General features: G+C 58.7%; 17 protein-coding genes and 1 pseudogene. 12 read left to right on the plus strand and 6 right to left on the minus strand.

Annotated features, from left to right (window positions below; all coding sequences use genetic code 11):
- Positions 1–130 precede the first annotated feature (130 nt).
- Positions 131–1,363, plus strand: coding sequence for a glycosyltransferase (locus NKH90_RS11030; protein WP_502898813.1), 1,233 nt, complete (start codon positions 131–133; stop codon positions 1,361–1,363).
- Here NKH90_RS11030 and NKH90_RS11035 read toward each other — a convergent pair.
- Entirely contained in the window at positions 1,356–2,486 is a 1,131-nt protein-coding gene (locus NKH90_RS11035) for a glycosyltransferase family 4 protein (protein ID WP_352771908.1), read from the minus strand. The two genes, NKH90_RS11030 and NKH90_RS11035, sit on opposite strands and share 8 nt — an antisense overlap.
- A gap of 245 nt (positions 2,487–2,731) precedes the next feature.
- Here NKH90_RS11035 and NKH90_RS11040 point away from each other — a divergent pair, with 245 nt between their 5' ends.
- Positions 2,732–3,952 carry a glycosyltransferase family 4 protein gene (locus NKH90_RS11040; protein ID WP_352819353.1) on the plus strand — a complete coding sequence of 407 codons (1,221 nt, stop codon included), beginning with the start codon at positions 2,732–2,734 and terminating at the stop codon, positions 3,950–3,952.
- A 136-nt stretch (positions 3,953–4,088) separates the two neighbouring features.
- Positions 4,089–5,099: a glycosyltransferase family A protein gene (locus NKH90_RS11045; RefSeq protein ID WP_352771904.1), complete on the plus strand. Its 1,011-nt coding sequence runs from the start codon at positions 4,089–4,091 to the stop codon at positions 5,097–5,099.
- A 418-nt stretch (positions 5,100–5,517) separates the two neighbouring features.
- On the opposite strand, the gene NKH90_RS11050 is transcribed toward NKH90_RS11045, so the two are convergent.
- Entirely contained in the window at positions 5,518–7,011 is a 1,494-nt protein-coding gene (locus NKH90_RS11050; RefSeq protein WP_352819354.1) for a lipopolysaccharide biosynthesis protein, read from the minus strand.
- Positions 7,008–8,117, minus strand: coding sequence for a hypothetical protein (locus tag NKH90_RS11055; protein WP_352819355.1), 1,110 nt, complete (start codon positions 8,115–8,117; stop codon positions 7,008–7,010). The genes NKH90_RS11050 and NKH90_RS11055 overlap by 4 nt, the downstream gene beginning before the upstream one ends.
- Before the next feature lie 398 nt (positions 8,118–8,515).
- Here NKH90_RS11055 and NKH90_RS11060 point away from each other — a divergent pair.
- A pseudogene (locus tag NKH90_RS11060) lies at positions 8,516–9,529 on the plus strand (IS5 family transposase).
- Between the two features lie 350 nt (positions 9,530–9,879).
- Here the strand turns inward: NKH90_RS11060 and NKH90_RS11065 are convergent.
- Entirely contained in the window at positions 9,880–10,866 is a 987-nt protein-coding gene (locus tag NKH90_RS11065; protein ID WP_352771898.1) for a glycosyltransferase family 8 protein, read from the minus strand.
- Positions 10,867–11,911: 1,045 nt separating this feature from the next.
- On the opposite strand from NKH90_RS11065, the gene NKH90_RS11070 reads away from it, so the two are divergent.
- From NKH90_RS11070 to NKH90_RS11085, 4 genes are all read left to right on the plus strand, one after another.
- Positions 11,912–13,321 (plus strand): DUF4214 domain-containing protein, encoded by a 1,410-nt coding sequence (locus tag NKH90_RS11070; RefSeq protein ID WP_352819356.1) that lies wholly within the window; start codon positions 11,912–11,914, stop codon positions 13,319–13,321.
- 377 nt (positions 13,322–13,698) lie between these two features.
- On the plus strand, positions 13,699–13,863 hold the full coding sequence (locus NKH90_RS11075) for a hypothetical protein (RefSeq protein WP_352771894.1): 165 nt from the start codon (positions 13,699–13,701) through the stop codon (positions 13,861–13,863).
- Positions 13,864–14,704: 841 nt separating this feature from the next.
- Complete coding sequence (locus tag NKH90_RS11080) at positions 14,705–15,766, plus strand: NAD-dependent epimerase/dehydratase family protein (RefSeq protein ID WP_352771890.1); 1,062 nt, start codon at positions 14,705–14,707, stop codon at positions 15,764–15,766.
- Positions 15,767–15,771: 5 nt separating this feature from the next.
- Complete coding sequence (locus NKH90_RS11085; protein WP_352819357.1) at positions 15,772–17,094, plus strand: DUF4910 domain-containing protein; 1,323 nt, start codon at positions 15,772–15,774, stop codon at positions 17,092–17,094.
- Between the two features lie 37 nt (positions 17,095–17,131).
- Here the strand turns inward: NKH90_RS11085 and rfbC are convergent, their stop codons facing one another.
- Entirely contained in the window at positions 17,132–17,671 is a 540-nt protein-coding gene (gene rfbC, locus NKH90_RS11090) for a dTDP-4-dehydrorhamnose 3,5-epimerase (protein ID WP_352771886.1), read from the minus strand.
- 339 nt (positions 17,672–18,010) lie between these two features.
- Between rfbC and NKH90_RS11095 the strand changes: the two genes are divergently transcribed.
- From NKH90_RS11095 to NKH90_RS11110, 4 genes are all read left to right on the plus strand, one after another.
- Positions 18,011–19,306: a methyltransferase domain-containing protein gene (locus tag NKH90_RS11095; protein WP_352771884.1), complete on the plus strand. Its 1,296-nt coding sequence runs from the start codon at positions 18,011–18,013 to the stop codon at positions 19,304–19,306.
- A complete protein-coding gene (locus NKH90_RS11100; RefSeq protein WP_352771882.1) occupies positions 19,303–20,118 on the plus strand; it encodes a sugar phosphate nucleotidyltransferase in 816 nt (271 codons plus the stop codon). The genes NKH90_RS11095 and NKH90_RS11100 overlap by 4 nt, the downstream gene beginning before the upstream one ends.
- On the plus strand, positions 20,115–20,768 hold the full coding sequence (locus NKH90_RS11105) for a PIG-L deacetylase family protein (RefSeq protein WP_352771880.1): 654 nt from the start codon (positions 20,115–20,117) through the stop codon (positions 20,766–20,768). The genes NKH90_RS11100 and NKH90_RS11105 overlap by 4 nt, the downstream gene beginning before the upstream one ends.
- A 152-nt stretch (positions 20,769–20,920) precedes the next feature.
- Positions 20,921–21,187 carry a hypothetical protein gene (locus tag NKH90_RS11110; protein ID WP_352771878.1) on the plus strand — a complete coding sequence of 89 codons (267 nt, stop codon included), beginning with the start codon at positions 20,921–20,923 and terminating at the stop codon, positions 21,185–21,187.
- Positions 21,188–21,325: 138 nt separating this feature from the next.
- Here NKH90_RS11110 and NKH90_RS11115 read toward each other — a convergent pair whose 3' ends face one another.
- Positions 21,326–22,072, minus strand: coding sequence for a LuxR C-terminal-related transcriptional regulator (locus NKH90_RS11115; protein WP_352771983.1), 747 nt, complete (start codon positions 22,070–22,072; stop codon positions 21,326–21,328).
- Positions 22,073–22,405: the final 333 nt, after the last annotated feature.

Raw genomic sequence — 22,405 nt, forward strand, 5'->3', positions numbered from 1 at the left:
CTGCGGGTGAATGCCCACAGCCAAATGTATTAGGTAGGCATGCACCCGGATCAGCCTGTAACCGATCGGACAACTTGCCGGAGCCATAACACGGAATGGAAACTGCTGGCCTGCTGAGGCTAGGGGAACCATGCTCCACGAACGCTCTTCCGATTTGGCCATCACGGCCAAGGTCAACGTGCCCATCGAGGAGTTGCCCGCCGGGCCGGGGCTTGGCGTCGACAGGTACGCGAAGATCGCGGTCGTTCATGACTGGTGCCCGAATTTCCGGGGAGGTGAACGGGTTCTAGCGCAAATTTGCAAGCAGTTTCCTAATGCCGAAGTCTTCACGCTGTTCGATTTCTTGCCAGCCGATATAAAGGAGAAATATTTCCGCGACGTAGAATTCCATACGTCCGCAGCCAACCGCATACCGATGGTGCACAAATTCTATAGGTCTCTCTTCTTCTTTTGTCCTTTCCTGATCGAACAGTTCGATGTGACAGGTTACGACGCAGTGATCTCGTCGTCGGCAGCATTTTCGCGCGGCGTGATCACCAGGCCGGACCAACCGCACCTTTGTTATGTGCACAGCCCCGTCCGCTACGCCTGGGACGAGCAGTTTTCTTATCTTCAGCAAGGGCGGCTTGGTTTCGGTCCCAAGGGAATGCTCTATCGGTACATGCTCCATCGGCTGAGGACATGGGACACGAGAACCGCGCACGGCCCGGATATGATGCTGGCGAATTCGAATTACGTCCGCTCCCGAATCCAGCACATTTATGGGCGCCAGGCACGCGTCGTTTTCCCGCCGGTCGCTCTGGGAGAACTGCCCTGTGTGGAGGACAAGGACGACTACTACGTTTCGGCGTCCTTCCTCGCCCCTTACAAGCGCACTGACCTCGTCATCCGGGCCTTCAACGAAATGCCGTCGCGGCGGCTAGTCATCGTTGGCGAAGGGCAGCAATCATCCAGTCTGCGAGCGCTTGCCGGCCCGAACGTCACCTTCTCGGGTTATCTGCCTCGGAAAGACTATGTGGACAGCTTGGCGCGGGCAAAGGCCATGGTCTTTGCGGGCTGCGAGGATTTCGGCATAGCGCTGGCCGAGGCACAGGCCTGCGGAACGCCACTGATTGCCTTCGGCCGCGGCGGGGCGGCAGACATCGTGCAGCGCCTTGGATCATCCCTCGAACCGACAGGAGTGCTGTTCAAGGCTCAAACTGTCGATCACCTCAAGGAGGCAGTCGAATGGTTCGAAGAGAACAGCTATGCCATCACGTCCCGCGCCTGCGCCAGGAATGCAGGACGCTTCTCCGAAGAGAACTTCGACCGCGCGATCCTGGAATCGCTCGGGGCTGTCCAGGCACTTCACCAGATCATGTAAGTTCGCGCGCTCTGACGACCCTCGTTTCCGTATCGATACCGTCGGCGGCAGCCATTACCTCGAGATAGCGTAAGGCCGTAGCCCTCCAACTGTATGCCGAGGCTCTGGCCTTGCCCTTGCCTATCAACTGGAGTCGCAAGGCCTGAGAACTGTGAAGCTGCACGAAGCTTTCGAACCATGCTTCCGGGTCGTCGGGAGGTGCAAACAGGGCTGCGCTCCCGCAGACTTCCGGCAGGCTGGCGCGGTCGGAAACCACCACAGGGCAGCCGACCGCCATCGCCTCGAGGACCGGGAGGCCGAAGCCCTCTGAAAGGGAGGGGAAAGCTAGACACAGTGAGTCCCTCAGGAGGGCCGCCAACTCGCCATCGGAAATGCGCCCGAGCCAGTGGATGTTTCGGGCTTCGGCTCGGGCTGATGGTGATCTAAAAACACGGGAATCCGACATCCCGACAATCGCGATGCTGAGTCCGGCCTCGCCAAGATGGTCAGCCATGTTCAGGATGAGCTCCACATTCTTGTGGGGTGCGGCACTGCCGATCATAACGATGGTTTCCCGCGAGGCCGCCAGGCGTGTCTCTGCCGAGTGTTCAGGCTTCCACCGCAAAGCATGCTCGTGGCCGTTTGGCGCTACGAAAGCCTGTTGCTCCCGGATGATGCGGCGGCGGACCAGTTCGCCCAACGAGTAATCGGAAACCGTCGAAATACCCCGCGCCGTCTTACCGAGGCATGGCAACAGATTCTTGTAAACTATTCTAAACGCGATGGAATAGCTCTGCGGAGCGTTCCAGACGTTTGCGTCATGAATGCAGACGATGTGCTTGTGGGACAGCAGCGGTCCGGTGTTGCAGAGGCTGAGCAGTCCGCTGCCGTCTAGCGAGGACGGGAGCTGCACCTGCTCCCAGACATGCCCCCTCCTGCTGCCGATCTCGCGGCGTTCGATGGAAACGAGGGGGATGTCGCCCGACCCCGGCGGACAATGCAGTCCGACTTCGAGACCGCGGGCGAGAGGCTCCTGTTCCGCGATCAAAGCGTCGAGCGAACGGACGACCTCGCGCGCATAGCGCTGGACGCCTGTCGTCGGTTGGGAAAGAAAACGCCCATTTATCGTCCAACGCCGTGCCATGTGTTCCCCTTTTTTACCCTCAGTGTGCAGCCGCGAAGACGGGCGGTCATCACGGCCATTGGGTCATCGGGGCTGACCGGGAATCATCCAGATAGGCGAGAGGATAGTGTGCCTACCTCAAACGTCTGAGGACCCTTGCACCCCCGAGAATGCTAGTCTGGCTCGCGACGCCGAAAGGGCGGGGGAGCGACATGGGCAATCTCGAAACCGATACGACAAAGTGGCCACCAAGACGGCCCAAACAGGTGAACAGAAACAGCGCCGACACAGTGCTGGCGAGATCGCTTGCCGAAGATCCCGAATATCTGGTCGGGCACCCCGGCCGGACGTGGGCGGACAGCGAAACTGCGAGGCGGCGTTGGACGATAAACGGCGACTTCACCACGCTCAGGGCGACCGGAATAGCCCGCTACGCCAGCGAGGTGACCATGGCTCTCGACGCGCTCATTTCGGAAGGACACCCGCTTGGTCGCGATCTGGAGATCGATCTCGTGGTGCCGCGTCCGCTTTCCGAACCTTTCCGCCTCAACGCCATCTCCACCCGAGTCGTTCCCGAATTCAACTTGCCGCGACTTCCCCAATTCTGGGTGCAGGCGCAGTTGCCCTGGCACGTGCCCGGAGGATTGCTGAGCTTCTGCAATCTCGCTCCCGTCGTACTGAAGCGTCAGATCGCGTGCATCCATGACATGCACACCAGGCTCATGCCGTCGAGCTACGGGCGGGGTTTCAGATGGGCGCACCGACTGATCTTGCCGGCACTTGGCAGGCGAGCCGCCCGCATTACGACGGTCTCGCAACTCTCGCGCAGCCATCTTGTCAAATTCGGGATCGCGCCGGCGGAAAACATCGTCGTCACATACAACGGCAGCGAGCATGCAAAGAGATGGGATACAGCGAAATCCTCACTGGTTGTCGATCGCAGCAGGCCATATGTCCTCTGCCTCGGCAGGCGGGACCAGGAATACAAGAACATGGGGCTTCTCGCCAGGCTGGCCCCGCTGCTCGATGAGATGGGTCTCGATCTCTGGATGCCAGGCGATGTCGACGAGACCACCGTCCTGCGCTACGTTCCGGAACTGCCCGGGAACATCGTCCTCCTTGGCCGCATAGGAGACGACGACTTCAAGAAGGCGCTCGAAGGCGCCCTGTGCTTTCTGTTCCCGTCACGGATCGAGGGTTTCGGGCTACCCGTCGTCGAAGCGATGGCGTCAGGCTGTCCGGTGGTGGCCTCGACCTCGCCGTGTCTTCCCGAAATCTGTGAGGATGCCGCTCTCTACGCTGATCCCGACGACGTCGATTCGTGGGCCGAAACCGTCCGCCTGCTGATGCTCGCCCCAGATTTACGGCAGCGATTGGTCACGAAGGGGTACGCCAGGGCGAACAGTTATTCCTGGCGGTGGATCGCGTGGAAATACCTCGAACTGATGATTCAGGTCGACGCCGATTTCGGGGAGTTCGGCAGTTGACCGGCTTGAGTGTTGGGCAAAACGAGCCAGGAAACCCAAGCCTGGGTTCGGTTTACCGCAACGAAGCTCATTTTGTGCTCGCAGTTTGGGGACCCGAATTGTGGGTTTCCTATGGTGACTGGCAGAAGGTTGTGGCGTGAAAAACGGCGGTGCGTCGGGTCGACCCCTGGTTGCTGTGGTGACGCCTGTTTACAATGGGGGCGCCTATCTCGAAGCCGCGATGCAGTCCGTTCAACAGCAAACCTATGACAGACTCATACATGTAATAGTTGACAACTGTAGCACGGACAATACGCCAGAAATCATCGATCGATTTCGCTCCCAACGCGTCGAGTTAATCACTTTCCGCAACGGAAACTTACTTCCCGTGCGGGAAAATTGGACCAAGGCGCTGTGCGCTGTTCCAGCCGAGACGTCTTATGTGAAATTTCTCTGCGCCGATGACCTGATGCGAAGTGATTGTATCTCGCGCTTCGTGGCGGTCGCGGAATCTGACGATAGAATTGGGGTCGTCCTTTGCGATGATGTCTTCATGGACAAAGTGCACCGCGCGAATTTGCGTTCAGACCAGAGCGTCTTTGACGGGATTGAGATTGTGGGCAAGATGCTAGATGGAAGCATCAATTGGTTACCCTATCACCATCTGTTTGTTCGGTTCCATCAGGACACTCAAAGCGCCGAATTTTTCAAGGATGCCCCCGTTCATTTTGACTTTGCCGCGGTCGCCCGCATTTCACTGTGTAGCAAGATCGCCTATTTGCATGACCCCCTCGTCTGGACGCGTTGGCACCTGAATTCGCTCACAAGCCAGGAGCTTGGTGCGAATCGGCTAAAAACCTTGGTTGAGGGGTTTGATCTTTTGTGCACATTTGGTCTCCGATGCTGGGACGAGCCGACCTTTCGAAGAAAAAAGGAATATATGCGCTCCAGAATGATGCGCTCAGCTATAAAATGGACACTAATGGGCCGGTGGGACGCCGCTCTAGAGCTTTTGAGGGACCTGAAAGAGCGGCGAGTCACTCCGAGCGCTGCAGATTGGGCCAGATCGATAATTGAGCTAATGTCCTATGCAAGCTGGAAACGAACCCGGCGTCTTCCAACCGGCCCTGAAATTGATGAAGGCAAGTTCCGGTCTGAAAATTTTTAGCTAGTAGCTGTTGAACAAATGGCTCGCAGCGAGGCTGTGAGTGTCATTCAGTGTCTCGGGAGAGATTCGAAGAGCGAAGTATGCGCGGCGGACGAATGGTCTGGCGAGCTGTTCTGTTATGTTGATCTCGAGACGCGGGTGCGGTGCGATCGGTGGGAATGAATTCAATGCCCTAGTTCCCTCCGCTAACAGCTGAGGCTCTCACCGCATGCTACGACTCATCAGATCCAGTACGGAGCAATTCAGGCGCCGGGGGTCGAGGCATACCATAGTCGCAGCGGTCCATCTCTGACTGGAGCAGCCATTCAACCAAATGGGGGTTTTGCCATCGCTCGGTCATCGCGTTCTTCGCCGCACAAACCGCATCATCGCTAGTGGATGATGCCGGGCGACCGAGGGATAGCGCGCGGGCCAGCTTTCAAGCACCGGCCCCCGCTTCGCGCCGGAAGCTCAGCAGCACATCCTGGAACAGCTTGAACTGCCCCAAGACGAACAGCAAGACGAACGTGTAGATACTGGTCAGGACCACGCCTCCCGCCAGGAGTCGCAGAAGCGAAGGAACCTCCGGGCCGAGATAGCGCTGCACCGCCAGCGCACCCGCCGAGGCCACGATACCGGACGTCCACGGCCTCGCGATCGTCCGCAACAGATCCCCAACTGAAACCGGCGTACGATGCAGGCTCCACGCCAGGTGGGGATAGAGCCAGAGCAGCAGCGCCGTCGAGTAGCTCAGGGCCACGCCCTCGGGGCCGAAGGAAATCCCGATGCAGTAGGAAACGATGACGAGAGGCGCGATGGCAAAGGCGAGATACAGGCTGCGCTTCTGCCTACCGGTCGAGATAAGCAGCCAATATGTCGGGTTGATGATCCCGAACACCAAGATGGTAGGGGTGAGCAGCCGGAAGATAGTCGCCGCTTCCGTCCATTGCGAGCCCAGCACTACGGTGACGATCTCATGTGCGAACAGGAACGAGAACATTGTGATGGGTACCGTCGCCGCGATGAGGATCGAATATCCTTTGAGGTAGAAGTTCCGTAACCGCGCGGGATCGTTCTGCATCCGCGACAACGCTGAGAACAGTACCGCCCCGACGGCGTTATTGATGGTCGCCGTGGGAATGCCAATCAGCTGGAAGGCCCGGGTATACAATCCGAGTGATCCAGCGCCCCAGAACCGGCCAAGAAGAACTTTCTCGGCATTGTAGCCAATATAGACGACGAGGCCGTTCAGCGTGACGATTCCACCGAAATGCAAGAGCGAGCGGATATTGGCGCCGCGCCGAGGCAGTCCAGGAATCCATCCAGTGGCGATCCAGCAGCCCAGACTGTTGATCGCCGGTGAGATAAGTATCGGGGCGATCAGTGCCCAGGGACCGTAGCCACGGAACGCCAGCAGCGCACCGGCCACAATGCCCAGGCACAGGGCGCCCGTGTCGATTCCGCTCAGGGTGACATAACGAAGACTGCGCTCCAGCAGAGCGGCATGCTGCACGCCGGCCGCGTTAAGCAGGAAACCTGGAGCGATCGCGATTGTGATCCAGAGCACGCGCGGCTCATGGTAGAAGGCGGAGATGGGGTAGGCACTCGCAGCGCAGAGCAGCGTCAGAAGGATCCCGACCAGTATATTGATCCAGAACAGTGCCGAGACCTCCTCAAACGAAATCTCATGCTTTTGGATAGTCGCGGAGGAAAGCCCGGCGCTGGTGAAGACATCGAAAACGCCTGTGAGTGCCACCACCATGGCGACCAGACCAAAATCATTAGGGCTGAGCAGGCGTGCCAGTATAGCAATGTAGCCCACCTTGAGCATCAGGTTCGCGCCCTGGCTCACCATCCTGACGACGCCACTTTGAATGGCTTCGCTCTTGATGTTCCGACGCTCGCCTTTCGCAGTCAGGGCCTTGTCGGTCATGTATCACTGGCTGCATGCGCCCGTGTCTCCGTTTGAGCGGCCTGGGCATGCATTTTCTGATCAGGCCGGTCGCCAGAAGTCCTCTCGAGCCATATCTCCCGCCACCAAGGATAGATGGCTCTCGGGCACTGCATCCGGCAACCGCTATACCGCGAATTGCACCAGGCTTTCTCCAAGATAACGGCCGGCCCTCTAAGCCTGTTAATAAGTCCGGTCTGTTCATTAACGAACGTTGTCACGCGTGATCTGACTTTGAAGATGTGGCCACAATAGGGAACCATCTCCGCATCGAAAGTAAGACCCCGGCTCTTGTTGTCGGTATCTAAGGTCGCGAGTATTTCTTCATAAGATCTAACCCTGATCAACTCGCCGGGTTGGAGATCAAGCTTGACAGTCGGAACTGGCTGGCCGGCAGGAATTGATCCCCGATGTCGCGGGAAAGGAACACCACCGTAGAGGCGCTGCACCTTGTCATAAACCCAGCTGACACCCACGGATAACCTGGTGAGGCCTAAACGGCGCGTGTAATGATAGTAGCTGAATATCGTTGCGTAGACGAACCCGGCGAAGAGGCGCGATGCGCCGGCATTTCCCGATGCGTAGTCTTCCGCGTATTGGCGAACATCCCACCAACGAAGAGGGGTAGTCGCCTCCAGAAGTTCTGTGGCTTGGCATGAGTATCTCGGACCACCCGACAAAGGCTGATTCTTGGCGCGCGCGCCAGCCAGCACATCCCCTTCTGTGCAACCCTTTCCGTCCGCCATCTTAGTCGGAAGCGAGACAGCTCCATTCGAGGACGGCGAGGCCACAGGCTTAAGCCATCCCTCCTTCCAGAAAACCAGGCACGCCGCCTGGCAGCCTCCAAACGCGTTGCCGTCGCACCTCAGGTTTTCAAGATGGATGACGCCCGATAACTTACGACCGCCAGCACCGTTGATCGTGTCACATGTCTTGTGCGCGCGCTTATAAACACGAAAGCGGAGACCACAATATCGAAACATTTGTGGCATAAAAGGAAGCTTCTCAAGGCGACCATTCTTGTCGAGTGTAAGAAGGATTTCTTCCTTGGACCGCACCTCCACCCAGTCTCCGACCCTCAGGGACATGTATCACTCCCGTTCACAGCGCTCTGGAACCTATGTCATTTGCCCAGCGCCAAACTATACCATCCCGAAATTCCAATAGCCGGCCCCAAATTAGCGGTAGCTACCTTCCACTTTTGACTGAGTGGACGCTAGCCCGAGAAGAGCGCAGAGTTGCCGAGAGCCCCCTGCTGGATTTGCAGGCTGTGACTTGAATAGCGGGCGAATAAGAAGCAATGGGGGTGGTCTGCTGCGCCGACGTGGACACGCTGGCAACATCATCGCAAAGTTGGCAAACGTGCCCAGCGTCGATGTAGTCATTCCGAACATCAGTACGGGTGCCGAATTATCAATCTTCTTCTTTTCATACCCGTCTGTATCAAGACGCGAGCAGATTACTTTATGATACGTTGCTCGACGACATTCTCGCGCCGGGCAGTCCGTCACGCGAGGCCAAGGCTGGATTCTGGGACATTGACGAGCGTTATGTCCGGCTGAGCGCGGCCGGCGATCCACTGGAGAAGCTGAACGCGGTGGTGCCTTGGGAGGTTTTCCGGAAACCGCTGGCCAAGGCGCTGAAGCGCTCCGATGGCGCCAAAGGCGGCCGGCTGCCCTTTGATGCGGTCATGATGTTCAAGGTCCTGGTTCTGCAGGCGCTCTACAGTCTCTCGGACGATCAGACCGAGTTTCAGATCCAAGACCGGCTTTCCTTCATGCGTTTCCTCGGGTTGGGGCTCGGCGACAAGGTGCCCGACGCCAAGACGATCTGATTGTTTAGGGAGCACCTCACGCAGGCCCGGGGCGGTGGACAACCTGTTCGCCCGTTTTGACAAGCACCTCACCAAGGCCGGTTATCTGGCGATGGGTGGCCAGATCGTGGATGCCACGATCGTGGTGGCGCCGAAGCAACGCAATTCCGATGCTGAAAAGGCTGACATCAAGGCAGGAAGGTGCCGGACGAGTGGCAGAAGAAACCAGCCAAGCTGCGCCAGAAGGACCGGGACGCGCGCTGGACCGTGAAGTTCTCGAAGGCCAAGGCCGATGAGGAGGGAAAGACGAAGCAGCGCGATATCGCCGTTCCCGCCTTCGGCTACAAAAACCATGCCTCGATCGATCGCCCCCACGGCTTCATCCGCGGCTGGAACGTCACCGGCGCCTCGGCTTGGGACGGGGCGCAGCTTCGCAACGTGCTGGACAAGAACAACACCGGCTCGACGAAAGGCCGGCCGATGAGCGAGGCGATGGCACGGGCCAATGGCCGGCGCTCAAAGATCCGCGCTTTCGTCGAGCACGTCTTCGCGCAGCAGAAATCCCGCATGGGCCTGTTTGTCCGCACGATCGGCATCGCTCGCGCTTGCACCAAGATCGGCATGGCCAACCTCGCCTACAGTCTCACCCGCTTCGTCTGGCACCAAGGGCGAACTGCGTTCGCCTGACGGCGAGAGCGGCGGAAAACGCCGCCGCGATGCCGAAATCGGCAACCAGCATCAGTCCCAACGACCGAAATCCAGCCCCCGCCGCGCGCCAGGCTGTTCGCAACCTCATTGTCGCACCACCCACTCTGGAAACGCCGGGTTCGAGGTGTCCAATTGTCCAAGCGGCGGCTCCGCAGCGGTCAACTCGGTCGGCAGAGCATCTTCGACATCAAGGATTTGTGCCTCTCCTTGCGCCCAAACCTGGAGTGGGGACCGAGTGCTAGGTGCAGCGGACCAGGGTGCAAACCGCAAGCATTGCACAAACAGAGACTTGAAACACGCCGCGAGAATCTTGCGAGACTCGATGCGCTTCAAAGGGATCCGGCAGACAGAAGTCGCAGGATCTTTCCCTTCCTCGTGATCTTGCGCCATGGGTAGACCCAGTTGAGCCTGTTTTTTGTCCGCCGCCTGTGCGAAACCCCCGCGCGCACCTGGGCCTCAGGCGGCTTCGGCGGCTTCACATGGCAGTCCATGAGCTGCAGCACTGCCATCCGGTAGAACCGGTTGAAATACTCGCCCCAAGGCCACCCCGACCTATCCCACGGCTTGGGCCCGCCCGTGAAGTGCCAAACGACCGGGGCGAACCCGTTCCTGCGCGGATCGAGGATCATCATGTGCTCGCTTTGGTAGTTGTACGTGAGCGGCAGCATGGCAACGCGGCCGCGGGCGGCGTGATTCAGCGCGCTCTGATCTGAGGAGCGGCAGAGTTCGGGATGCTCGACTAGAAATTCCAGTGCCTGCGGAACGATGCTGTTCCAAGCCTCGCGCGACGTGTATATCACCCCCGCATTGAAGTAGCTGTCCGCGTCGCAGCCCAGGCCGTTAAGATAGGCGAGGTCGCGTTTTTTGCCCCGGCTCTTCTCGTCCATGAACATACGGATTACGTCCGGGGCCGCCATGATCCTTCCAGGGGGAGGCCTCATAGCCAAGAGGCTATCCAACTCTGCGTCGACCATCGTGTCTCCGTCGATGTAGAAAAACCTGTCTATCTCCTGGTCGAGCAACCCGTCGAGCCAAAACCGCGCCAGTGTGATCGGGGGCAGGTATCTGTCGCGGTGGAACCGAGCTGCTTCCTCGAGCTGCGGCAGCTGAACCGCCACTATCCTGATCTTGGTGCCCGCCACCGCACGGTCGAACTGGCTGGCCCATCCGGGATCGGAATTGACCACGAATATATAGACCGGAACATTAGTCGCTGTATGGCGGTCAGCCGAAAGAGCCGTGGAGAAGGTGGGCAGGAGGTAGTTCTCGTTACAAATGAGGACGATCGCAGAGCCTTGTGTTGCCGAAGAAGCCAATAGATCCTCCTATGCGCAAGATTCATTCGCGGGTTGAGCTTGGCTCGCCGGAATACCGGATGGTCTTCATTGTCTCGTCAAAGAGCGGATGTCGGGCGAGAATCAATGCTGTTGCGCACCCCCCAGAGCCAACAATCCCCCCGAATGCATGCTCGAACGAAAGGGCGAAGCCGAAGCCTCGCGGCTCAGTTCGTCACGCGGATGAGGAAGTTAGAACTGGAGAACTCCCTGGCGGACAGACAATCGCCGGGATGGCCATGCCGATCACCGACAGCCCGATTTCTTCAGGTGTCAATATTCGGGAGACTACGGCTGCAGTGACAAAATTCGTAACGAGCACGACGTAGCGTTCACCCGTGCTCATGAGGGATGCACGTTTTACCGAAGGCATTCTTATCCCTCTTCCCAGCAGGCGGGCGCTGCGCCCGCGGGGATATTCTAACAATTGAGGACGGAGGTCATGCCGCCCAATATGTTGAAGGAGCAACCACCTAAGGGTGTAACAGACAACCGGGTGATCCTGAGGGATGCATTGTATCTTCGCTGCCCAAGCTCCAGGCTCGGCCACCTTTTTTGTTGCATGGCGAAATCATATGACCAGGCAATGCGCCCCTGACCGGTTCCCTCGCTCCACGGAGTGGGAGACCATAACGGGGATACGTCTCAGCCGATTGCCCGCTGACAAAGACAAGCTGAGCTTGCAGAGGACGGCAAGGGCCATCTGTTCTTGCGGTCGCGGTCAATTGCAAATGACGACTGGTTGCTGGTTTTTGGCCTGCTGTCGGTTACGCCCTGGAGAGGGGCGCGGAGGAACCAGGACCCGAAGTCCTGTAGAGTCTCGCCCTTCCGAGCCACCCTGCTGCACAGGGATTCTGGCTGGCTGCCAAAGCAGCGACGGTTAGGAGACGACCCCCGAAAGGGGTAGCGCGGGCCATTACTCAACCGTATGTGCGAATTGCCTGACCCAAGCAAAGTCCTCGAATATCCCGGTCTCAAGTCAGGGCAAGGAGGTCCGGTTGCCATGTTAATTCGTTACGCAAAAGCTATGGCGTGCCTGCTGGCACTAACCGCGCCGGCATCCGCCGACGTCCTGTGGGGCGTCAACGGCCATCCGGTAATATCTTATCCGGGGATCCCAATCGAAAGGCAGCTCGATTTTATCAAGGATCTCGGCCTAAAATCATACCGGGTCAACGTCACGGGCGAGGATGACGCGGATATCCTTGGCCACCTTGTCGACGCCGGAAAGGCGCGAGGGATCGAGATCCTGCCCGTCATCACCCCCGCGGCCATCGATCTGGAAAAGGACAGCCCGGACGAGCTCTACGGGAAGACCCGGAAACTGGCGGTCACCCTTGGCACCAGGTTCAAGAACGACATCCGCGTCTGGGAACTCGGCAATGAGATGGAGAACTACGCCATCCTCAAGCCGTGCGAAAATCGCGACGACGGCTCGAAATATTCGTGTAAATGGGGACCTGCCGGAGGAACGGGAGAGCTCGATTACTACGGCCCGCGGTGGGTGAAGGTGAGCGCCGCCCTCAAGGGACTGTCTGACGGCATGACCGAGGTCGATCCGGGCATCAGGAAGGCGATGGGCACTGCCGGATGGGGCCACACCGGTGCGTTCGCGCGGATGAAGCGGGACGGGATCGCCTGGGACATCTCGGTCTGGCACATGTACGGCGAAGACCCAGAATGGGCTTTCCTCGAAATTTCTGGTTATGGCAAGCCGATCTGGGTCACCGAATTCAACAATCCTTATGGAAGTCAGCGCAGCGAGCGGCAGCAGGCGGATGGGATCAAGAATGCAATGACACGGCTTCTCGAACTCAATGAGAAGTACGACGTCGAGGCCGCGCATATCTACGAACTGTTCGACGAAACCTACTGGGCGCCGAGCTTCGAGGCTAATATGGGATTGGTGAGGCTCGCCGCTGCCTCCGATGGCAAATGGACGGCCGGCGAGCCGAAGCCTGCCTACGAGACGGTGCGTGACCTCACCCGCGGCCCGCGACCAGTGCCCAAGCCGCATCGGAAGTGCGATACCGAGATCGCGGCCACAGGCGAGTCCATGCACGTTCGGCAGGCACGCTTCGCCTACTGCCTCATCCTTGGCCACGAGGGCGACGCGGCGAGCCTGGATCAGTGGTCTGCGGCGCTTGAAAGTGGAGACACCAAACTCGCAGACATGATCATACATATGATGCACTCAGACGAGTTCGAAACCAAGTTTGCCACGATTGGCCTGACGGACCGCGCCTATATCAGTTTTCTGTTTCTGCTGCTTCTGAACCGTCCCGCGGACGGTTCGGGGCTCGAAACTTATGCCCGACCGTTGGGCGAGGGATCCATGACGCGCGAAGCCGTGGCCTTCGGAATCATCAACTCATCGGAGTTCAAATCCAGCCACGCGGTCATCCGCGAAACCTACACGCTGTCGAACCCCGGGTGAGCAGAGCCAATGAGCGCACGTGAGCCGGAAGGTGGTGGCAAAAGGCCACGACCGCAAGGCAAGGCAGCAGGAAACCGCCGGCGGCAGGGAAACCGGACGTCGCCATCTTCGGCTTGTTCGGCTGCGGCAACCTTGGCAGTGATGGCTCGCTCGAATCCATGCTTTTGTTCCTCAGGGCGAAGTGACCCGACGCGCGGCGCGCTTCTGCATCTGCCAGCCCCCCGAAGTGCTAGCCGAAAGCTTCGGCATCAAGACAGTCCCGATCCGGATCGCGAAACCAGAGGGGACCGCACGCCTTCTCGACGGCATTTTCCTGAAATCCCGCGCAAGACCATCGATTCCCCCATGCAGCCCAGCGCATCGCCAAGGCGGGAGTCATGGTCGTGCCCGCAACGGGAATGCTTGATGATTTCGGCGACCGCCCGATGGGCATGCCTTTCGATGTCTTCAGCTGGTGCCTGGCGGCGTGTCTCGTGGGAACGCGTATTGTCCTTGTCAGTGTAGTGCTGCGCCGGCTGGACACCACCTCAGCCGATGGCTGATAACAAGCGCGGCCCGCATCGGAGCTACAGAGACACGGGCTCGAGGGAATTCATGGAAACGTCGGCGTCGACACCAGCCGGGAGTCGACGGATCCCGATCTCGCTTTCACGCTGCGCGTTCCACAATCCGCCAACGCCGACCCTTCACACCTGCTCACGGTCGGTGTCGGCGTAATGAACTACGGCGGCTGGTGCGGTTTCGAGGAGCGCGGGCAGGGCATCTCTGAATCTTATTTGCCAAAGTAGCGATATTCGTCGCCTACCTCCTGGCCAGCGGCTAAAATGTCCGCTTTCGCACAGGCGACGAAGGTGATACTCCCGCGGTCGAGGCGGTCCTGGGCGAAACTTGATACCCAAGGGCTTTCGTGCCCACCCGTCCATTCCCTGCGCGACGTCTTCGGCCAATTCGCCCTGACCGATCTCGTGGTGGCGACCCGCTTCCAGTATTGTGGCCGCCCTGATGGCGGGAAAGCCCGTGATAGCACTGGGCTATGCGCTGAAGAACGACCAATTGCCCGGTCAGATGGGTTCCGTCAGACGTCGAAAGCTTCGATGTCGAAATCTTGATCAGGCAGTGGCGCATCGGCAAAGAACATGCACGCAGGGTCCGCAACAGCGTCGAAAATTCAGGGAGAGCCTCGACGTCCAAGGACGGATTCCTGCTCTCGACCATCCTTTGACAGAAAGCGTCGAAAGGACTAGGGGCTCACCGCCCGAAAGAGGTAGCCGACTGTAAGGCTTCGTCCAACGGGGCATCCTGATCGCCCATTGGCGTTCTCCCCCACTCCTCTCAGCCCACGTAGCCTCTGCGTGATCATATCCGCCCGAGAAGAGGTGTGCGATGAAAGTCATGGTAACCGGCCATCAAGGCTATATCGGCTCGGTGATGGTGCCGATGCTGCTCCGCGCAGGACATTCGGTGACGGGCTACGATAGCGATCTGTACCGGCGCTGCACCTTTGCTTGGGGAGGAGAGCAGGCTTCCGTCCCGTCCATCCAAAAGGACGTCAGGGACGTGCAAGCGCGCGACCTCGAAGGATTCGACGCCGTCATTCACCTGGCGGCTCTTTCCAACGACCCGCTGTCCGACTTCGATCCGGACATCACCTACGAGATCAATCACAAGGGTAGCGTCCGCTTCGCTAAGGCGGCCAAGAAGGCGGGCGTGTCGCGCTTCCTCTTCGCGTCATCGTGCAGCAATTACGGACAGGCGGGCGACGAAATGGTCGACGAAACGGGCGAGCTCAACCCGGTTACGCCCTACGGCTGGTCCAAGGTGCTTTCCGAACGGAATATTTCCGAACTGGCCGACAGCAGCTTCTCTCCGATCTATTTCCGGCCCGCCACGGCCTACGGGCTGTCGCCCCGGCTCCGCTTCGACATTGTGCTGAACAATCTTGTCGCCTGGGCCGTTACCAGAGGGGTGATCCTCCTGAAATCCGACGGGACACCGTGGCGGCCGATCGTCCACATCGAGGATATTTCCAGGGCGTTTATTGCCGGACTGGAAGCACCGCGCGAGGTCATTCACAACGAAGCCTTCAATGTGGGTCAGACGGATCACAATTACAGGATCCGCGATATAGCCAAGATCGTCGCCGAGGTCGTGCCGGGCTGCCGACTCGAATTCGCGTCCGATGCTGGACCCGACAAACGATCCTATCGCGTCAGCTTCGACAAAATTGCGCGTACCCTGCCTGCCTTCAAACCGCAATGGGATGCGCGTAAGGGTGCCGAGCAGCTTTACCAAGCTTACCGCAAGTCGAATGTTACTCTCGAGGAATTCGAGGGGCCCCGCTTCCAGCGCATCGACCATATCCGGTACCTTTTGGCCAACGGACTTTTAGTCGGGCGCATGCGGGTCGCTGAACGTTCGACAACGCTCGATGTCGCAGCCGAGTAATCGGAATGGAACACCTGAACCCCTACGGACTCGGGCCGCCGTGGTCTTCTATCGGCGTCGGCCAGGAAATCTATGCCTTGGTCGAACGTCTCTTTCCGATCTGCAGGAGCATCACCGGAGACGGGGTGCGACAAACGCTGGATATCCTATCGGGACACGTTGATTTGGAAAGGCACGAAGTGCCCACCGGGACGCAGGTGCTCGACTGGACTGTTCCGAGGGAGTGGAACATCCGCTCGGCGAGCATCACCGGCCCGGACGGGAAAACGGTCGTGGATTTCGCCGACTCCAACTTGCACGTCGTCAACTACAGCGTACCCTTCAAGGGAGTCCTGCCGCTCGACGAACTGCGGCCGCACATCCATACGCTGCCTGAACAGCCAGAGGTGATCCCCTACCGCACCTGCTATTACGCCCCGGCATGGGGCTTCTGCGTTGCCTACGAACGTGTCGCCAAGATGCCCGACGGCCTCTATCGCGTGGAGATCGATGCCGAACTCAAGGACGGCAGTCTCACTTACGGCGAATATCTGCACTGCGGGCAGACGGAGCGGGAATTCCTTCTTTCGGCACACATCTGCCACCCGTCACTGGCCAACGACAACTGTTCAGGCTTGGCCCTGCTGGCAACCCTTGCTAGAAGCCTGAAGGCAAGGAAAACAAGATACAGCTACCGCTTCCTGTTCGCTCCGGGCACGATCGGCTCCGTTGCATGGCTGTCGCTCAACGAGGACCGGACACATCTGATCGACCACGGTCTGGTGCTGTCATGCGTTGGCGATGCCGCTAGCCCGGCATACAAGCGCAGTCGTCAAGGCGACGCCTTCATCGACCGTGCCATGGCCCATGTGCTCGGGCAGGAAGCAGGGGCAAAGTTGATGGATTTCTCCCCTTACGGCTATGACGAGAGGCAATATTGTTCGCCGGGCTTCAATCTTCCAATCGGCATGTTTCAGCGAAGCGTCCACGGCACCTTCCCCGAATACCACACGTCGGCCGACAATCTCGACTTCATCGGCCCGGAGCACCTGGAAGACTCCTTCCGGATTCTGACGGATGTGATCGACATCGTCGAAGGGGACTGGACGCCTTCGAACCTTTTTCCCAAGGGCGAACCACAGCTCGGCAGACGCGGCCTCTACGCAGCCCTGGGAGGGCAGAAGTCTTCGGGAGCAACCTCGATGTCCCTGCTTTGGGTGCTCAATCTCGCCGACGGACAGCATTCGCTTCTTTCGATGGCGGAGTGCTCGGGTCTGCCATTCAGGGAATTGGCCGCCGCCGCGAGATTACTGTCAGATCACGGTCTCCTGGCCGAGGGGCCTCCATGAGCGCTGTTGAACCTTTCGCCTCCAGTCTTTCGGTTCGTTAGGGGACCGGCTTCTTGACCAGCGGCCACGTCCTGTCTTTCTCCGACATGGCGGTCGGCATCAAAGGCCAGTTTATCGAAATGGCGGGGTCGCTGTAGCGGACGCCTTTCGATGCCTGGGGTGTATAGAACTGCGATATGAGATACGAGACCTCGGCGTCGTTCGTCAGGGTCTGGAGCCCGTGGGCGAACCCGGCAGGGATGTAGACCTGTTTCATGTTTTCGGGCGTCAACTCGAAGCTCAGCCAGCTGTGGCGCGTCGGCGAGTTCAGGCGCAAGTCCACGACGACATCAAAAATCGCGCCGCGGACACAGGAGACAAGCTTTATCTCGGCATACGGTTCCTCTTGATAATGCAGCCCCCGGAGGGTTCCCTTTTCGACCGAATGAGCGCGGCTGTGCTGGACAAAGCGCGTCACCAGCCCGCAATCAGCCATTTCTTTTTCGCAGAACAGGCGGGTGAAGGAACCGCGGTCGTCAATCACCGGCGTCGGCTCGATCAGCCAGACACCCTTCAGCTCCGTTTCGGTAAACTGCATGTCAACCTTAGCCCCAGTTGCCGGGTAAGGACCGGCAGTTCCAATTGTTGGCATCGCCCGCCCGGGCTGGAAGCGCTACCTAGGTCTTAGCTGGCTTCTCCGATAGCGGTATGCCGGGCCGATCGCTTACCCGATCGAGGGTCTTGGCGGCTTCACTGCCCTGACGGTTTCCCTATTAGGATTAAGGCAACCCAACGGATTGGCAAATCGAACCCGCGTGCGCACCGTCCTAAGCTGCCGCTGTCACAAAAGAAGCACCCCCTGCGGAGGGCGGCGGCAAAGGTTCTTGGTCAGGCCAATGCGTCTCCGCCTTTCAAACCGGCGGGGCAGGAGCACGGAATGAACATTCAGGCTGTCGAAATCGTTCGCGACCATAACGGGGCACGCCGGACTGCCAGCTGCAGACTTTGCGGATCGCGCCTGTACCACACGCTAGTTGATCTAGGCATGTCGCCTCCTTGCGAGGGCTTCCTGCGGGCCGATCAGCTCGACCAGATGGAACTCTATTACCCGCTCAAAGTACTGGTCTGCGACAGCTGCTACCTGGTGCAACTCAAGGAGTACATGAGCCCCGAGACCATCTTCAGCGAATATGCCTACTTCTCTTCTTTCTCGACAAGCTGGGTAGCCCACTCGAAAGCCTATTGCGAGGCGATCACGAAGCGGCTTGGACTTGGAACTCACAGCTTTGCGGTGGAACTGGCAAGCAACGACGGTTACCTGCTGCAGCACTTCCTGCCGCTCGGCGTTCCCGTGCTTGGCGTCGAGCCGGCGGCCAACGTTGCGCGCGCTGCGGTCGAGAAGGGCGTGCCTACCCGGGTCGACTTTTTTGGAGCGCGGCTGGCAAATGAAATGGCGGCCGAAGGGCTTCACGCCGATCTCATCATTGGCAACAACGTCCTGGCGCAGGTGCCGAACCTCAACGACTTCGTCGCGGGAATGAAAATCCTTCTCAAGCCAGAGGGCGTAATCACTCTCGAGTTCCCGCACATTGAGCGGCTGATGGCCGAGAACCAGTTCGATACCATCTACCACGAGCATTTTTCATATTTCTCGCTGCTGACGATCGATCTGATGGCGGCCCGCCACCGGTTGCGGCTCATTGATGTCGAGGAACTGCCCACGCATGGCGGCTCGCTGCGTGTTTATCTCGCCCACGAGGGCAGCAGCTGGGCCGTGGATCACAATGTCGGCGAACTCCTCGACCGTGAAAAGAGGCACGGGCTGACTGTAATGACGACCTACACCTCCTTCGGCTACAAGGCGCAGCGCGCGAAGCGAGATCTCCTAGCGTTCCTGATTTCGGCTAAAAACGAAGACAAGAGGATCTGCGGGTACGGCGCGCCTGGCAAGGGCAACACACTGCTCAACTACTGCGCTATCGGCACCGACTTCCTCGATTTCACGGTGGACCGCAATCCATATAAGCACGGCCGCTTCACGCCGGGCATGCACATCCCAATCAAGCCCATCGACGCGATCGACAAGGCCAAGCCAGATTACATCCTAATCCTTCCGTGGAACCTGAAGGACGAGATCGTCCAGCAGATGCACCATGTCGCCGCTTGGGGCGCGAAATTCGTGGTGCCAATTCCTTTCGTGACAGTGATCGATTCATCGGAGTTACCAAGATGAAAGTCATCCTTTTCTGCGGAGGTCGCGGGACCCGGATCCGGGACCATTCCGAAAGCATACCGAAGCCGATGATTCCGCTCGGCCAGCAGCCGATCCTGCGCCACGTCATGCAGTGGTACAGCGATTACGGACACGACGAATTCGTCTTGTGCCTGGGCTACAAGGCAACCGTCATTAAGGATTTCTTTCTGAACACCCGGCCACAGACCTTTTCCGATTGCGTGGTCACGCATGGTGGCCAGGACGTGAAGCTGCTTGGCGACATCGTCAAGGACTGGAGCATTACCCTGCTCGACACGGGCATCTGGCGCAACATCGGAGAGCGCCTCTGGGCCGCGCGGGATCACGTCAGGAACGAGAGGATGTTCCTGGCCAACTACTCCGACGGCCTGACCGATGTCGACCTCGACGATATGATCGCGAAGTTCGAGGCCAGCGGCAAGATCGGCTGCTTCCTTGCCGTGCACGCGCCGCTGACATACCACTTGGCCGACATCGCGGAAGACGGCCGCGTGCGCGAGTTCCGCACGACGGAAACGTCGGAGATCTGGATCAATGGTGGCTACTTCGTATTCCGCCCCGAAATCTTCGACTACATGCGCGACGGCGAGGAACTCGTTCTCGAACCCTTCGGACGACTCATCGCTGACAACAAGCTGATGGCGTACAAGCACGATGGGTTCTGGCGTTCGATGGACACGCTGCGCGATTGGCAATCACTCGAAGACATGGTCGAAAAGGGCGACATGCCCTGGAATATGAAGGTCACCGCCGAGAAAAACAGGCGCAATGTGCTGCTGGCCGTATCATGAGGGGGCTTGGCCTCGCACGTCGCGGGGAGGAACTCTCGATCCTCTGCCTTGGTGCCCATTCCGACGACATCGAAATCGGTGCGGGAGGCACGATACTCGGCCTGATCGCGTCGGGCGTCAAACTGGACGTCCGCTGGTGCGTGCTGAGCGCAGGCGGTCGACGGGTCGCGGAAGCCAGGGCTTCGGCCGAAGCGTTCCTCGAAGGATCGAGCTCGTCCACTGTCGACGTTGCGGATTTCGAAGACAGCTACTTCCCTGCCCATAGCCGATCGATCAAGCAGTGGCTGACGGATGTAAGATCACGGGTTGATCCCGACGTGGTGTTAACCCACGCCAAGTTCGACGCCCATCAGGACCACCGGGAGGTTAACCAACTGACCTGGAACGTCTTCCGCGATCATCTAGTGCTCGAGTACGAGATCCCGAAATGGGACGGTGACCTTTGCCAGCCCAATGCCTACGTGCCGCTCACGGCCGACGTGCTGAAGCGCAAGATCGAGCTCCTATACGAACACTTCGGGACGCAGCGCTCCAAGGACTGGTTCGACCGCGAGACATTCGCCGGGCTTGCGAGGTTGCGCGGAATGGAATGCCGAGCACCAGAGCATTTCGCCGAGGCTTTCACGCTCCGGAAGACCAAAATTCTTTAGCAGTTGGCCCATATTCTCCTGTGCATAAGGTTGGATCAAGTTTTATTAAGTGAAACAGGTTGTATTCATCGCTTGATTTGACAAGAACATGCATAAATACACTAAATATAACGTATTTTTACTACCATTTTGAATTTGAGGGATTCGTCAAAATGGGCAAAGCAAAAATACCTTCTGGATTGTCGTTCAGCGAAGTTCGGATCGGAACGGTCGAGGGCGGAGAAGCCGGGGTTCTCGTGTGGAAACGCGACCAACTGGTGGCGGTCCTTACCCAGATCGACGAGGAGGCCTACTCGACGAAAGGCAAATGGTTTCTCGAGACGGGGTTCGGGCTGCTGAGCGGGCAGCACAAGAATTTCGATACGATCGAGGAGGCCATACGATGGGTTGGCAGACACACCTTTCCCGAGCCTGCTTAGACTGCAGATTGGTCGGCCGATTCCGCGGCAGCAATTAGGCCGAATTACGCTCAACTGGGCAAACTGCTGATCGAGCCGAAGACCCATGACGAAGGCCCTTCGACTTCCGCGACCCAAGGCAGGCAGATTATGCCTGGGTCACTCTCCAGCCAGAGTTCCTTCCGCGAGGAGATCGTTGACCTTGTAGGCGACTTCCGTGCGGTTGGTCGCCTTCAGCTTCTTCATGATGTTTCGGATGTGGACCTTCACGGTGCTTTCGCGCAGATTCAGTTCGTAGGCGATGATCTTGTTCGCCTTGCCGCGCCGGAGCGCTTGGGCAACCTCGGCCTGCCTGAGCGTGAACATGCCTGTCAAAGGCTGCGTGTTGCGACTGCCCGAATCTATCAGGTGCCGCATGGAAAGGACACTGCTCGCCGGCACGAAGATGCCTCCCGCTGTCGCAAGGTTGATAGCCTCGACACAGACGTCGATACCGACTGAGGTCGGAATGTAGCCGCGTGCGCCGCATTCGAGAGCGCTCAGTATCTGTGCAAGCTCTTCGGTGTCGGCCAGGATGACCACAGGAACTGATTTGAACTCGGACGAAATATGGCTGATCTCGTCTGCGATCCCCTGATCGGTGACCTTCCGGCCGCCAAGGTTGAAGAGTATGGTTGCAAGGGGAGGAGCCGAACCCTTCTTCACGCGCCATTCGCCGATCGAAGCCATGGCGACGATCTCCATGCCGAGATCGTGGTCCACGAGAGCCGAAGCGAGACACTCGCGGTCTAAGGCCCTTCCGTCTAGGATGAGGAGACATTGCCCGCGGACGCCTTCCGTCCCGTCGGACGGAACTCCTGACCGATTGGCTGAAGAGTAGTTATGCGGTCCTGCTGTGGAATCCATATCAATACCCCAATCTTTCCCAAACAAACCGCCTTGCGGCGGCCGATATAGTCTCCTCATTCCCTAGCATTGAAGATTTGATACCACGCCTTGTGAAGGCCGAGGCCCGATTAACCCCACTAAACCCTTTTCAGTTCTCCGCCCTCAGCGAGACCAGCTTGGGTAAGTGTAAGGTTTATTATTTAGCAGTCTCTAACATAGGTTGTCTTTTCATGATTTTCAGAAAAATTCCATGCCGAGCTGGGCGGCAATCTGGCTGAAGACGCAGGCATGGACCGCTTAGCCAATCGCCAGCAGGCAATCGAACGTCGACCGCTAGTGCCTGCGGCGATT

Source organism: Mesorhizobium sp. M0898 (assembly GCF_040319695.1).
Classification (GTDB): domain Bacteria; phylum Pseudomonadota; class Alphaproteobacteria; order Rhizobiales; family Rhizobiaceae; genus Mesorhizobium.

Excerpts from the sequence above, each read along its gene's own strand:
- NKH90_RS11115 (WP_352771983.1), bottom strand. The coding sequence starts at position 22,072 with ATGGATTCCACAGCAGGACCGCATAACTACTCTTCAGCCAATCGGTCA.
- NKH90_RS11080 (WP_352771890.1), top strand. The coding sequence starts at position 14,705 with ATGAAAGTCATGGTAACCGGCCATCAAGGCTATATCGGCTCGGTGATG.
- NKH90_RS11030 (WP_502898813.1), top strand. The coding sequence starts at position 131 with ATGCTCCACGAACGCTCTTCCGATTTGGCCATCACGGCCAAGGTCAAC.
- NKH90_RS11100 (WP_352771882.1), top strand. The coding sequence starts at position 19,303 with ATGAAAGTCATCCTTTTCTGCGGAGGTCGCGGGACCCGGATCCGGGAC.
- NKH90_RS11050 (WP_352819354.1), bottom strand. The coding sequence starts at position 7,011 with ATGACCGACAAGGCCCTGACTGCGAAAGGCGAGCGTCGGAACATCAAG.
- NKH90_RS11070 (WP_352819356.1), top strand. The coding sequence starts at position 11,912 with ATGGCGTGCCTGCTGGCACTAACCGCGCCGGCATCCGCCGACGTCCTG.
- NKH90_RS11095 (WP_352771884.1), top strand. The coding sequence starts at position 18,011 with ATGAACATTCAGGCTGTCGAAATCGTTCGCGACCATAACGGGGCACGC.
- rfbC (WP_352771886.1), bottom strand. The coding sequence starts at position 17,671 with ATGCAGTTTACCGAAACGGAGCTGAAGGGTGTCTGGCTGATCGAGCCG.
- NKH90_RS11055 (WP_352819355.1), bottom strand. The coding sequence starts at position 8,117 with ATGTCCCTGAGGGTCGGAGACTGGGTGGAGGTGCGGTCCAAGGAAGAA.
- NKH90_RS11105 (WP_352771880.1), top strand. The coding sequence starts at position 20,115 with ATGAGGGGGCTTGGCCTCGCACGTCGCGGGGAGGAACTCTCGATCCTC.
- NKH90_RS11085 (WP_352819357.1), top strand. The coding sequence starts at position 15,772 with ATGGAACACCTGAACCCCTACGGACTCGGGCCGCCGTGGTCTTCTATC.
- NKH90_RS11075 (WP_352771894.1), top strand. The coding sequence starts at position 13,699 with ATGGTCGTGCCCGCAACGGGAATGCTTGATGATTTCGGCGACCGCCCG.
- NKH90_RS11110 (WP_352771878.1), top strand. The coding sequence starts at position 20,921 with ATGGGCAAAGCAAAAATACCTTCTGGATTGTCGTTCAGCGAAGTTCGG.
- NKH90_RS11035 (WP_352771908.1), bottom strand. The coding sequence starts at position 2,486 with ATGGCACGGCGTTGGACGATAAATGGGCGTTTTCTTTCCCAACCGACG.